Raw genomic sequence first — 12835 nt, forward strand, 5'->3', positions numbered from 1 at the left:
GGGCTCCACTTTGCTCTTCGTCTACACACACCCCGTTGGCTTAGGCAGGCCTGCCACCTTGCAGGCACCCTTGGCGGGACCAGACGGGAACATGTCGTAGATATCGCTCAGCTTGAAACCGGTGTCCTTGCAGATGCGGCGGATCATCGGTGCGATATCGTTCTGCTGCCAGTATTCGCGGATATAGTTCACGATCGCCCAATGGCCGTCGCTCAGGTCCTTCAGGCCTTCGGTGGTCGCAAAGTCGAGCGCCACTTCGCGGTTCCAGATCGCCGGACTCTGCAGGAATCCGTCTTCATCCACTTCGTACTTCTTTCCGTTGATCTCCTGTACAGGCAAAACACCTTCTCCTTGATTTGTTGTTAATGCCATTCCCAATCCACAAAACCTGGTTTGACGTTACGCATCGCGTTGACGATTAGTTCCGCAAGGCCGCCGTAACCGATGTGGTGGCGCTTCCAGACCTCGTGATAGACGAAAAGATCGCGGATTTGTCCTTTGCAGTTGCTGCATGGCGCGCAGACGTACTTCGGGTCCTCCGACGCCAGACAATCGGAAAAAGCATTGAAGATTTGCTCAAGCTTCTTGCGACCTGAAATATTGGCGCGCCAGTCGCCGAAGTTGTTGGGCGACATGATGGCAAATCCGCTTCCGCCGCCGCAGCAGTAATTGTCGACGCCGTGTGGCGTCATCTCGCGGAAGCGGGGCGCGATGGCGCGAAGGATCTCCCGTTGCGGCTGGACCACGCCCATCAGGCGAACAAGGTTGCAGGGATCGTGAAGCGTGATCGGGAAATTGTTGCGCGTCGGATCGAGGTCGAGCTTGCCGCTCAGGACAATGTCGCGCAACAGCGTCATGGAGCTTTCTCGCGGAATGTTGTGCTCGCCCAGCAACAACCGATCGCCAACCACAGCCAACGCTTTGTGCGCGTGCCCGCATTCGCCGATGACGATCTTCTTTACCTTCAGCCTGCGCGCCGCTTCAACATGGTGAAGCGCGACGCGAGCGAATTGTGCGTCGTCGTACCATGCACCGTAATTGACAGAGTCGTACCCGGCGATTTCGGAGGACATGGTCCACTTGATCCCGGCAGCGTTCAAGATGAGCGCAAAGGCACCCGGATTCTCCGGCCAAGCAAGAATTTCACCTGCGTTGTGGATCAGCAGGACATCGGCACCTTCTACATCCCAAGGCGTCTCGACGTTGATGCCCGTCTTCTCTGAAATATCTTCATCGATGAACTCGATGTTGTCGCGAACCGTGCGGGCGGTCATGCCAGTTGAAGAACCTTTAGCCAGTTGAACCATCGATCCGCGCTCATGCAGTTCCTTCGGCGCGATGCCCATCTCCTGGCTGAAAAGCTTGCGCAACTCGCGCGTAACCAGTCCGTTGTCGGCACCCATCGGACAGCTCTGTGCACACCGACGGCAAAGGTTACAGCGATAGGCCAGCTCTGCCAGTCTCGCAATCATCGGCCAGTTGAGCTCGATGTCGCCGTGCTGCAGCCGCGAAATCAGGCCGCCACCTTTCACGTGCTTGAAGTAGGCACGCCGAAGGATCTCGCTGCGGAAGGTCGGGCGATAGATTTCCGCACGTCCGCTGGCTTCGAAGACGTGGCAAGCATCGGCGCACGTCTGACATCCCACACACTGCTCCATGGTGAGCAACAGCGGTTGCAGGAAAGTCCAGTTGTTGTTCGCCTCAAAAAGCTTCTTCAGCCCGTTGATAAATCTTTCGACCAGTTCCGATTCTTCTTCGCGCGACTTCGGTTTCGGAAGATTCAGAGCACAAGTGTCATCAAGTCCGCATTCGCAGCTCTGGCGTACGTTGTCGCTCACCGGCTTCCACATCGGCTCCAGCGACTCCGTGAACGCTTTCGGCAAAGGCGAAAGATCGGGCTCCGTCAGGTTCAGCAGCGGCTTGTCCGAAGTCTGGCCCAAGTCCTGGAGGTGAACAAATTCGCTCACTTCTGCACCTCGCCCTCGGGAGCGCCAGCCGCAATTTCTGCCCAGGTCTTCCCCGCGTGCATATGCCCGGCCGACCACGTAGGCCGATATGACAAGTTCTGGGCAATCGGCCGCACCAGCTTTTCGCCTCGATTCGGCTCGTCATCCCATCGCACCGAGTGATACCCGAAGTACTTACCAATGAAATGGGCCATGGCAGAAAACGGGATATACGCCAGAAGCGCACAACAAAGAAACAGCCCGACCGTCAGGGTTGCGGGGAGGGCTAAATCTGTATTGAAGAACAGGGCCGCCCTAACAAAGTCGCGGACTGAAGGTACTGCTGCCTGAAAGCTTCCGATCAAGAGCAACGACGCCGCAAAGATGATGAGTACGAGGTGAATAGCGTGAGCAGGATTCGTTGAGTTCTTCAGTTCGCGGTCGAACCAGCGACGTGATAGCAACGCCGCGGACCCAATAATGCAAAGCGCCAGGGAGACTCGGCTTATCCATACGGCCGCCGGGACTGCCAGGCCGACCACCTGCAATAGAAACGCGAACACGACACCGAAGATTCCGCCGTGAAAAACAAGGGACCGCCACCAGAGGTCGGGTTTCGCTTTTCGAACCGTGTCGAGCAGAATTATCTCGACCACCATCGTCCGAAGTTCGCCGACCCGGTTGCGGCGCCGAGACTTCGTCCACCACTCGCTTTCTTCGAAATACGATCCGCCATATGCGGCGCGTACAGGGTCTTCGTGAGGAACTGGATACAGTTCCCAGCGCAGGTGCATCGGGAACCGCGAGTATTCGTGCGCGCGCTTTACGCAGCCTATGACGAACAGCAGCAGACTGGCGTATAGCGAAATGTATAGCAGTGCCGCCATGTCGCTACGCGTTCGCCATCACGGTGGACTTCTTCGCCCGCCGTTCCTTTGCCCACTTCGCGATCTGCTTCACGCCTTCTATAGCAGCGTCGATATCCGACTCGGTGTTGAAGGCACCGATGGAGAACCGCACTCCACCGTGAAGTGGAACCGTTCCGAGCTGTTCGTGGACAAGTGGAGCGCAGTGCAAGCCGGTGCGCGTCGCAACGTTGTGATCCACGTCCAGCATGGTGCCTACGTCGCCTGCCTCGAGTCCCTCGACGTTCATCGTGATTGTGGACAGATGGTTTTCAAGGCTGCCGCAGCAGTAGATCTTTACGCCGTCGATTGGCTTTAAGCCGTCCACCAGGCGTTGAGCAAGCCTCATCTCGCGCGCATGCGTCTGCTGTACTCCATGCTCATCGAGCCAATCCTGCCCTGCCCACAGAGACGCGACACCCACCATATTCGGAGTGCCGAACTCCATGCGCCACGGGTACTCCTCCAGGTGATACGGATACGCAGAGCGCACACCAGTTCCGCCTCCTCGCGTCTGCTTCAATTCCACGTGCTTGCGAACACACAATCCGCCGATACCCGTGGTTCCCATCAATCCTTTGTGTCCGGTGAAGGCCAACACATCGATGTTCATTTCCTGCATGTTGATGGGGATGACGCCGGCAGTCTGGGCTGTATCAATCGCAAAGTAGATGCCGTGCTCACGGCAGATCTTGCCCACTTCTTTCACCGGCTGAACCGTACCGAGAACGTTCGAACCATGATTCATGATCACGAGTCGCGTGTTGGGCCGGATTGCATGCAGGATTGCCTCAGGTTCAACGAACCCCTGCGCGTTGAAACGAACGTAGGTGGCTTGCACATTGCTGTCGCGAACCAGGTGATTGATGGGACGGATCACCGAGTTGTGCTCAAGGCAGGTGGTGATCACGTGGTCGCCAGGCCGCAGCAGGCCGAAGATGATCAGGTTCAGCGCGTCGGTCGCGTTGTAACCGAAGCACACGCGCTCGGGAGCATCCAGGTCGCCGCCGAATAATTTCGTCAGCCGCTTGCGGAGTTTATCCAGAAGTGAACCGGCCTCAATGGCCAGGTCGAAGCCGCTACGTCCCGGATTCACTCCGGTTTCGCGGTAAAACTTCATCATGAAGTCGTAAACAATCTCGGGCTTCGGCCAAACCGTTGCCGCGTTATCCAGATAAATAAGCTTTCCGTCCATCAGTTGCGCCTCGCGAAAATCGTATGGCGCATGGCGGGTGAAGGTACAGCGAGGTTGATAGGTATTGGAGACAGATCGCCTTCAGATTGATGGAAATCTGAGCCATTGGCCTTAAGACTTTTTCGTCGCGCTCGAAGCCACTTTCTTTCGTGGTTCCGGCAAGGGCTCTGCCTGCACTCGCGGCTGCACCGGCCCCCAGGTGATCGCCGATGAAAGGATCATCGACGTCGTCGTCGCCACATAGGGCATCAGCGAATCGATGGCGCGTTCCAAATGCTCCATGTCTGCGACTGCCATCTTTACGATGAACGACTCCGCGCCGGTCACGCGGTGGCATTCCAGCACCTCCGGGCGCGACTTCGCCAGTTCCACGAAGTGCTGCAATTTGTCGCCGGCCACGTTCACGCGAATGAATGCCTTTACGTTGTAGCCGCACGCCATCGGATCCACTTCCGTCCGGTATCCCAGAATGATGCCGGCATCCTCCATATTGCGCACCCGCTCAGCAACCGCCGGCGTCGAAAGACCCACGCGCCGACCCAGTTCCGCGAACGGGATGCGAGCGTTCTGTTGCAGTTCCTGAAGAATGTTCCACCCGATCTGGTCGAGTAAATGCTCCCGGCTACGTTGCATGAGGGCACCTGTTAGAAGTTTTAGGAATTGTAGTGCACGTGCCTGTGGGTACCCGAAACCAGCAGACTTATCCGGCGCCTGGAAGTTAGGCGAGGTTATATGGCAACTTACTCACCATCTGTTGGATTCCGGCAATCTGTTCCGTAAGCTGCCCGAAATTTCGATGGACTTCCTTCTCAACAGCAACCCACCGATCCAACAGTTCGGGATCCGGTTTCACGTTGTCACGAAGACAAGCGCCCATCTCCTGAGCAATAGGAAGCACAGCGTGCAGCATCTCGTGTTCCCGCATCGCTAAACGCCAAATCAGCGCGAAAAGAACTCTATCTTCCATAGCAGCGCGATTATAGGATTTGGGCGGTCAGCTTTGCTGTGAGGAATGGAGCAACGGCAGGACAGGGCTCTACGCCCAGCTTGCAGTTTACCTTAACTTTTGCCAGTAAGTTGTTGAAACTTAATGGCGGGGTCGACGGGACTCGAACCCGCGGCCTCTGCCGTGACAGGGCAGCGTTCTAACCAACTGAACTACGACCCCGCTTTCGCGGATGGAAGCTTTCGGTGATTGGTGGGCAGTGCAGGACTCGAACCTGCGACCTCCTGCTTGTAAGGCAGGCGCTCTAACCAGCTGAGCTAACCGCCCTCTGATTTCCCTCGTGGTGGGTGTCAGAGGGGAACTTCCCGCTTCCGAGTTCCATAATACAGGTCACTCAATTTTCGGTCAAACCTTTACCCGTTCATGCATCAAACTGCGACACTCCGACTCATTCTTCTGCTGACGGGCATCTTTTTACCTGCAATTGGAAACCAAGTAAATGCTTGGTGGCTCCGCTGCTAGCTTCAACCCCTCCGCTGTTTGGGAGCGTTCATGAAAGCCATTTTGTTCGTCGATGACCACGAAGTACTCGCTCGCCTCAGTTGCGAGATCCTCGAAATGCAGGGATACCGAGCCGTCTCCGCCTACAGCGCCCAGGACGCCCTCAACAAGTTCGAGAACCAGAAGTTCGATCTCATGGTCACCGATTTCCGCATGGAAGGCATGAACGGTCTCGAGCTCGCCCGCAAGGTCCACGACAAGTATCCCGACGTGCCGGTCATCATCGTCACCGGCTACGGTCCCATCGACGCCGGCAAAGAGGTCGATACCGTCCTGCAAAAGGAAGAGCTCTTCCCTGATCTGCTCGACAAGATCAAGTTCTACCTCGACCAGGCGGAGGCCCGCGAAGAAGAAGTGGGCGCCCGCGACTCCGCTTAAGCTCGTCACAACCAGACTTGACGCCAGCTGTTAGACTGACGGCGTGCGCCGCCTCATCGTAAACGCCGACGATTTCGGTCTAACGTCTGGAGTGAATCAGGCCATCGCCGAGGCACATCAGCGCGGCATCGTGACCTCCACCACCTTGATGGCGAACGGACGCGCCTTCGCCGACGCTGCTCGCCTCGCACGCACGAACCCCAATCTAAGCGTCGGCTGCCATGTTGTTTTGGTGGATGGCCAGCCTGTTTCGCGGCCCGAACAGGTCCACAGTTTGCTCGCGCCCGCCGAAAAACCGCCGTCAGTTTTTCGCCGAGGGGCAGTCCGCCGTGTTGCCGCCACCATGGCTCCGCGGAACAGTTTCTACGACGGCTTCGGCGACATCGCGAAGCGCAGCATGCGCGGCCAGCTTCGCGCCGACCAGATTGAGCAGGAAGTCATTTCTCAAGTCCAGCGATTGCAGGGCGCCGGGATCGACGTCACCCACATCGACACCCACAAGCACACGCACATGTTGCCGCGTGTTGCCGATGCCGTTTTCCGTGGCGCACGCGCCAGCGGTGTCCGCGCCATCCGCAATCCTTTCGTGCCGAACACTGGTTTGGTTTTAAGCCATATCATCCGACGGCCCATACTTTGGAAGCGCTTCGTCGGCTTCTCGTTCCTGCGCGGATACAACTACGACTTCCGGCACCGTGCCGAAGCTGCTGGACTGGCTACGCCGAATGGCAGCTTTGGTGTCATCAGTACCGGTGCCCTGAACGAAGACATCTTCCGCGCCGTGGTCGATTCCATTCCCGAAGGCACATGGGAATTCGTTTGCCATCCCGGCTACAACGACGACGAACTGTCGCACGTTCGCACTCGCCTTCGCGACTCGCGTGTGAAGGAATTCAATCTGCTGACCTCACCGTGGGCAAAGCAAATTCTCGATGAGCACAAAGTCAAACTTGTCTCGTATCGCGACCTCGTCGCTAACCAATGAAAGCAGCTCGCGTCCAATGAATCAGAAGGGCCAGTACCCAGTCCCAATCAACGCCCCTTACGGTACTGGTCCTCTCCCGGGCTCACAGACACCACTGCGGGCCCGCGATGTGTGGAGAGGCGCCTTTCTGCATCTCACGCCGCTTTCTGGAATCGAATCTAGCAATCACTTTAACGAGGCCTCATGAAGATCGGGATCACCTGCTATCCCACATACGGCGGCAGTGGCGTCGTCGCGACGGAACTCGGCATGGAACTTGCCGAGCGTGGACACGAAGTCCATTTCATCACTTACTCGCAGCCATTCCGGCTTCGCGAAGATCAACAGAACATCTTCTTCCACGAAGTCGAGGTCTCGCATTATCCGTTGTTCGACTATCCACCTTACGACCTGGCCCTCGCCACACGCATGGCCGAAGTGGCCCAGTTCTATGCTCTCGATCTTCTGCACGTTCATTACGCGATTCCACACTCCGTCAGCGCTTTGCTTGCGAAGCAGATGATCGGTTCCCTTCCCAAAGGATCTTGGCGGCTTCCCTTTGTGACCACGCTTCACGGGACCGACATCACCCTGATCGGTCTCGACCGCTCTTATCTTCCGATCACGCGCTTCTCGATTGAGCAAAGTGACGGCGTTACCGCCATCTCGAAATATCTGCGCGACAAGACATATCAGGAATTCAACGTTCGCAACGAAATCCAGGTCATTTCAAACTTCGTCAATTGCGACATCTACAAGCGCACCGACGAAATCCGCAGTAAGCGCCACGAGTTTGCGAAGGACGACGAGAAGATCCTCGTCCACCTTTCGAACTTCCGCCCCGTGAAGCGCGTCTGGGATGTCGTCGAGGTCTTCGACCGCGTCCAGAAGGAAATTCCATCCAGGCTCATTCTGATCGGTGACGGCCCCGATCGTTCCCGCGCCGAATGGCTCGCCATGGAAAAAGGCATTCACGACAAGGTACTCTTCCTCGGCAAGCAGGACTTGGTTCACGAAAAGCTCGCGCTCGCCGACGTCATGTTGCTGCCCAGCGAACTCGAGTCTTTCGGTCTCGCCGCGCTGGAAGCCATGGCCTGCGAAGTTGTTCCTATCTCGACCGACGTAGGTGGACTCCCCGAAGTGATCGAGCACGGGCGTACCGGATTTCTCGCCCGCGTCGGAGATGTGGAATCGATGTCGCGCTATGCCATCGAGCTTCTATCCGACGAAACCAAGCTCAAGGAGACCGCATACCGCGCGCGCGTTGCCGCCCAGTCGCGTTACTGCACCAGCAAGATCATTCCGCAATACGAGGATTTCTACCGCAAGGTGTTGGAGCGCGCTTCCTGAAGGATGCCGGATACCCCTTGTGCCACGTCATGTATTTGGTAGATAGGCAGTGAGATTTGCACCAGTGTGCCGCCAGTGGCACTGTTGTTGACTACTAGCCGCGACGTCTCGCCAAACAGCACCTTCAGCCGTTCTGCGACATTCGCCATGCCGATTCCAGTACCGCCCACACCGCTCGGCCTTTCCAGGAAGCCGTCGCCGCCGATTCCCACGCCGTCATCTTCCACCTCGACGATCAAGCGATCATCCTGAATGCGACTTCTCAGGATGATTGAGCCGCCTTCCACCTTCGGACTCAACCCATGCTTGATCGAGTTCTCAACCAGCGGCTGCAGCATCATGCTTGGCACCATGACGTCGAGAGAACTCGGATCCAGCTCTTTCATCACCCGGAGCTTATCGCGTCCGAAGCGCACCACTTCAATGTCGAGGTAGTCGTCGATAAAGTCGATCTCTTCGCGTAGCGGAACGAATGACTCTGTCTTCCGCAACAGCCTGCGGAGAATGCTCGCCAGCTTCACGATGAGCTCGCGTGCCGTGTCCGGATCGAATCTCACCAGGGACGAAATTGAATTGAGAGTATTGAACAGGAAGTGCGGGTTAATCTGGTTCTGCAGCGCTTCCATGCGTGCCTGGAGCAACAGGCGTTCCTGCTCTTCGAGCTTGAGCTCGATGCGCGTGTTGTTCCAGATCTTCATCGGGATTCCCACGCACATCAGCACCGTCGCGAAGATTGCGATTACGATCCACGGGTTATGGCTGTCGAGTGAAAAGATGTAGCCTGGGAACAGCCGCCCCAGTTCCCATCGCAGAAGCTGCAGCAGTACGATCGCGCCGAAGAACATGATCTGCCAGTCGATCTTCGGACGTGGCACCACCTTCCGTATCCAACGATAGAGGCTCAGATCAACGAACGGAGAGAACGACCAGATCAACTCCGGATCGCGCGCGTAATTGCGCAGTGTTCCTGCGATAAGGCCGGCAAGCACATTGAAGGGTAAGGTCAGGTATTCGCCATGAAGCACGGCTGGAATCGCGCAGATCACGCCGCCCGCAACGCCGGCAAATTGCCCGCCCATGACACCCATCAGCAGAATGGCTTCGAAGGTCAGGTCTGCGGCAAGAAAGTTGCGCGCCGCCGAGCGAACTTCCACGCCCAGCGCAAATGGCAGGCACATGAACAGAACAAGGTAAATCTTCTGGCGAAGCGTCCTGTCCTCTATGTAGAGAAGCTTTTGGAACTCCCGTGCGCGCACCAGGGCGCTGGCGATCGCCGCTGCCACGCCGAGCTTCACCAGCAACGTGATCAGCACGAGTTTGTCCATCGGCATCATGCGAACTTAATCTACACCCGAATCAGCTCAGCCGACTCGCAATCCCGTCTACCAGTTCAGAGACTTTTCCGTCAGGAACACCGCCCTGCGCCAAATCCTTTGTACCGCCGCCACGTCCGCCTACTGACGCCATCGCTTCTTTCATGAGTGCGGAAACATCTACGTCCACATCCTCTGAACGCGAGAGCACAATCGAGGGCTGCCCCATGGTGGTTCCCAGAATTGCCAGCACTCCCGGCTGACGCGACAATTTTTGCGCCAGCATCTTTACGAACGCCAGATCCCTGTCCGCAAACACCTGCTTCACCAGCGTGAATTTCTCTGCACCGGGCGAGTTTGCCGCCAGATCTCCCGCCCAGAACTCCGCCAATTCTTCCACTAACTTATGCTGTGCCTTCTGCGCCGACTTGATCTCATCCAGCGATTTCGCGATCTGCTTCGGCACTTCGTAGATATGTGCCGAATACAATCCCGCCGCTTGCGTCAGGGTTTCGAAGTCTCTGCGCGCGGTGTGCAAGGCCCGTAAGCCGCAAACGAATTCCACACGGAATCCCTGCTTCACCTTCTCAAACTTCCTCACCAGTACCATGCCGATCTGCGCTGTTCCTTGTACGTGGGTGCCGCCACAGGCGCACAGATCGAAATCGGCGATATCGATCAACCGCAACTCTTCTTTACCGACGTCCGGCAACTTCCGTAGCCCGAGGCTCTTCGCCTCGTCGAATGGCACGAACCGGATCTGTACCGGACGGTTCTCAAATACCACGTCGTTGGCGAGCTTCTCGGCGGCAATGATTTGCTCCGCCTTCAACCCGTTTGTGGCTAGATCGATCGTGCACGACTCGTCGCCCATATGGAACGAGACAGTCGGCATGTTATATAGCCGCTCGAACGCTGCCGACAGCACGTGCTGACCCGAATGCTGCTGCATGTGGTCGCGACGGCGTTCCGCATCGACGATGCCGCGAATTTTCTCTCCCGCACGCAGCTTCGAAACATCGGCCGGATTAATGTAATGAACGATTTCACCGGACTCTGTTTCTTCTACCTGTTCGACGGTTGCTTCGGAACCGTTCGACACCATCGTTCCGCGGTCGAACACCTGCCCGCCGCTCGTCGGATAAAACGCTGTCTGGTCCAATACCACGCCTGGACGATCTCCCTCGATCACCCGCGCAATATTCGCGTCGAACTCATGCAGAAATGTGTCGTTGTAATAAAGGCGCTTGGTCAAATTAAAACCCTCGTTGGATCAAAACGGACTGATGATCCCACCCACGTTGTGTCGCTTCGGCTTCGCCATGCCCTGGTTCGCCGATGGGGAGTGCTTGCCCATGTAATGTGCGATCACATCGATGTACTTGTAACCGGATCCCGTATTGAACAACACTACAGTGTCGCTCTCTTTCAGAAATCCGTTCGCACGCAATTTGCGATAGGCGAATAACGATGCCGCACCTTCCGGAGCCGCAAACACACCTTCCTCCGATGCCCACTCGAAGCACGCGTCCATCATTTCGTCGTCAGTGACCGTCACGGCCGTTCCGCCACTCTGCTTCAGGATGTCGAGAATGATGTAGTCGGCGTATGGCTTTGGAACGCGCAAACCCGCCGCAATCGTCTGTGCGTCCGGCCACATCTCCGTAACCGGCGTTCCTTCTTCCCAGGCCTTGGAGACCGGTGCGCACCCTGCCGCCTGTACCGTAATCATCTTCGGACGCTCTTTGCCGACCCAGCCCAGGCATTCCATCTCATCGAACGCCTTCCACATGCCGATCAAGCCCACGCCGCCCCCGGTCGGGTAGATAACCGCGTCAGGCATCTTCCATCCAAGCTGTTCGACGATCTCGTAGCCCATCGTTTTTTTGCCTTCCACGCGGAACGGCTCCTTTAACGTGGACACATCGAACCAGCCCTGCGCCTGCTTGCGCTCTGCGACAATCCGCGCACAATCCGAGATCAACCCATTGACCAGCGTCACCTTCGCGCCGAACGCTTCGCACTCGATCAGGTTCGCTTGCGGCACATCTTTGGGCATGAAAATGTGCGCTTCAATTCCGGCCGCTGCCGCGTATGCTGCCAATGCTCCGGCCGCATTGCCCGCGGATGGAATCGCCAGTTTTTGGACGCCATACGCCTTGGCCATGGTGACAGCCGCGCAGAGTCCCCTTGCCTTGAATGATCCAGTCGGATTCAGCCCTTCGTCCTTGATGTAGACATTTGACTCGCGCCGGCTCTGCAATAGTGGCGTTAGGCCTTCACCCAGAGTGACCGGCTCCACATTCGGCAGTACCGGCGCATAACGCCACATCGTCTTCGGAGCGTTAGCGAGCGACTCCCTCGTAAAGGATTTCCGAATGGGTTCCAGGTCGTACCGCACGTAGAGCGAACCCGCGTCTTTCGGGCACAATGTGCGCGGTAAATCCGCGGTTACCCGTTCGCCGCACTTCGTGCATTCAAGGTAGGCGATTCTTGCCATGTCCCAAAAGTCTAAATCAACGCGCAAAGAAAAAAGCCGGAATAGCCCCGGCTTTCTGGAATTCGTACCATGGCTAGCGCCTGCTCAGCTTCTTCTCTTCAAGCGTGAGAGGACGCTGCAAAACCATCTGCACCGATGTCCCAACCGGAAGGTTCACGTCAGCCCCGCGCGTCAGCAGTGCGTACCCCAGTCCAGCCGCGGCGCCCGTCAGCCCACCAATACCAGCGCCCTTGCCGGTCCGCGATGCAATCGCGCCCACGGTGGCGCCAGCGCCGGCAGCCTTGCCAACGTTGACAGCGTCTTCCATCTTTTGACCTTCCTGTTTGATCTTCCCTTCGTCACCCTTCACGCTCTGTTTCTCCGCGCCCGGGAGGTTCTCCACCCCGCCGGGAAGCAACGCGGTGTAGCCGTTCGGATAAACCAGCGTGGTGAAGTGCATAAGCAACTCGGCGCGCCCTTTCACGCGGCCGGCACGCTTTACGTCGCTGATCCGGCCTTGCACGTATGTCCCGGCCGGGATGACGACCTTATCGTCTTGCGTGATCGGGAATGCCGTCTCGGCATATACGGCGTCGCCAACCTTCGCGCTCTTGGTCGAGATCGCCTGTTTCAGCACCAGCGGAATCTGCGTTCCTGCCGGGATTGTGATTCTGCCGGTAGTTGCGGCCGGCGCAGTCTGCTGCTGTTGGTTTTCTGCGGGTTGGGGGCTTTCCTGAGCCATCGCCACCAGCAAGGGCAACAGCAAAATCACTGCAAAGATCGAGAGTTTGCGCATAC

13 protein-coding genes and 2 tRNA genes are annotated in these 12835 nt (G+C 57.3%); 3 read left to right on the plus strand and 12 right to left on the minus strand.

Annotated features, from left to right (window positions below; translation table 11 throughout):
* Positions 1-21: 21 nt before the first annotated feature.
* From VN577_11235 to VN577_11270, 8 genes are all read right to left on the minus strand, one after another.
* Positions 22-372 carry a TusE/DsrC/DsvC family sulfur relay protein gene (locus tag VN577_11235; GenBank protein ID HWR15394.1) on the minus strand — a complete coding sequence of 117 codons (351 nt, stop codon included), beginning with the start codon at positions 370-372 and terminating at the stop codon, positions 22-24.
* On the minus strand, positions 363-1967 hold the full coding sequence (locus VN577_11240; protein HWR15395.1) for a (Fe-S)-binding protein: 1605 nt from the start codon (positions 1965-1967) through the stop codon (positions 363-365). Before VN577_11240 ends, VN577_11235 begins: the two co-directional genes overlap by 10 nt.
* A complete protein-coding gene (locus VN577_11245; protein HWR15396.1) occupies positions 1964-2833 on the minus strand; it encodes a respiratory nitrate reductase subunit gamma in 870 nt (289 codons plus the stop codon). Before VN577_11245 ends, VN577_11240 begins: the two co-directional genes overlap by 4 nt.
* 4 nt (positions 2834-2837) lie before the next feature.
* A complete protein-coding gene (locus VN577_11250) occupies positions 2838-4046 on the minus strand; it encodes an aminotransferase class V-fold PLP-dependent enzyme (GenBank protein HWR15397.1) in 1209 nt (402 codons plus the stop codon).
* Positions 4047-4157: 111 nt separating this feature from the next.
* Complete coding sequence (locus VN577_11255; protein ID HWR15398.1) at positions 4158-4679, minus strand: Lrp/AsnC family transcriptional regulator; 522 nt, start codon at positions 4677-4679, stop codon at positions 4158-4160.
* Between the two features lie 85 nt (positions 4680-4764).
* Positions 4765-5013 carry a hypothetical protein gene (locus VN577_11260; GenBank protein ID HWR15399.1) on the minus strand — a complete coding sequence of 83 codons (249 nt, stop codon included), beginning with the start codon at positions 5011-5013 and terminating at the stop codon, positions 4765-4767.
* Positions 5014-5137: 124 nt separating this feature from the next.
* Positions 5138-5214: transfer RNA gene (locus tag VN577_11265), tRNA-Asp, on the minus strand.
* Between the two features lie 28 nt (positions 5215-5242).
* Positions 5243-5319: transfer RNA gene (locus VN577_11270), tRNA-Val, on the minus strand.
* Positions 5320-5544: 225 nt separating this feature from the next.
* On the opposite strand from VN577_11270, the gene VN577_11275 reads away from it, so the two are divergent.
* From VN577_11275 to bshA, 3 genes are all read left to right on the plus strand, one after another.
* Positions 5545-5931: a response regulator gene (locus tag VN577_11275; GenBank protein HWR15400.1), complete on the plus strand. Its 387-nt coding sequence runs from the start codon at positions 5545-5547 to the stop codon at positions 5929-5931.
* A 43-nt stretch (positions 5932-5974) separates the two neighbouring features.
* Positions 5975-6916: a ChbG/HpnK family deacetylase gene (locus tag VN577_11280; GenBank protein HWR15401.1), complete on the plus strand. Its 942-nt coding sequence runs from the start codon at positions 5975-5977 to the stop codon at positions 6914-6916.
* Positions 6917-7099: 183 nt separating this feature from the next.
* Positions 7100-8245: an N-acetyl-alpha-D-glucosaminyl L-malate synthase BshA gene (gene bshA, locus VN577_11285; GenBank protein HWR15402.1), complete on the plus strand. Its 1146-nt coding sequence runs from the start codon at positions 7100-7102 to the stop codon at positions 8243-8245.
* Here the strand turns inward: bshA and VN577_11290 are convergent.
* The 4 genes from VN577_11290 to VN577_11305 form a co-directional block, all read right to left on the minus strand.
* A complete protein-coding gene (locus VN577_11290; protein HWR15403.1) occupies positions 8215-9579 on the minus strand; it encodes a histidine kinase in 1365 nt (454 codons plus the stop codon). The genes bshA and VN577_11290 overlap by 31 nt on opposite strands.
* 22 nt (positions 9580-9601) lie before the next feature.
* Positions 9602-10813, minus strand: coding sequence for an alanine--tRNA ligase-related protein (locus tag VN577_11295; protein ID HWR15404.1), 1212 nt, complete (start codon positions 10811-10813; stop codon positions 9602-9604).
* 18 nt (positions 10814-10831) lie between these two features.
* A complete protein-coding gene (locus tag VN577_11300; GenBank protein ID HWR15405.1) occupies positions 10832-12058 on the minus strand; it encodes a threonine synthase in 1227 nt (408 codons plus the stop codon).
* A 73-nt stretch (positions 12059-12131) separates the two neighbouring features.
* Positions 12132-12833, minus strand: coding sequence for a TrbI/VirB10 family protein (locus tag VN577_11305; protein ID HWR15406.1), 702 nt, complete (start codon positions 12831-12833; stop codon positions 12132-12134).
* Positions 12834-12835 lie beyond the last annotated feature (2 nt).

This window comes from Terriglobales bacterium (genome assembly GCA_035561515.1).
Lineage (GTDB): Bacteria > Acidobacteriota > Terriglobia > Terriglobales > Acidobacteriaceae > DATMXP01.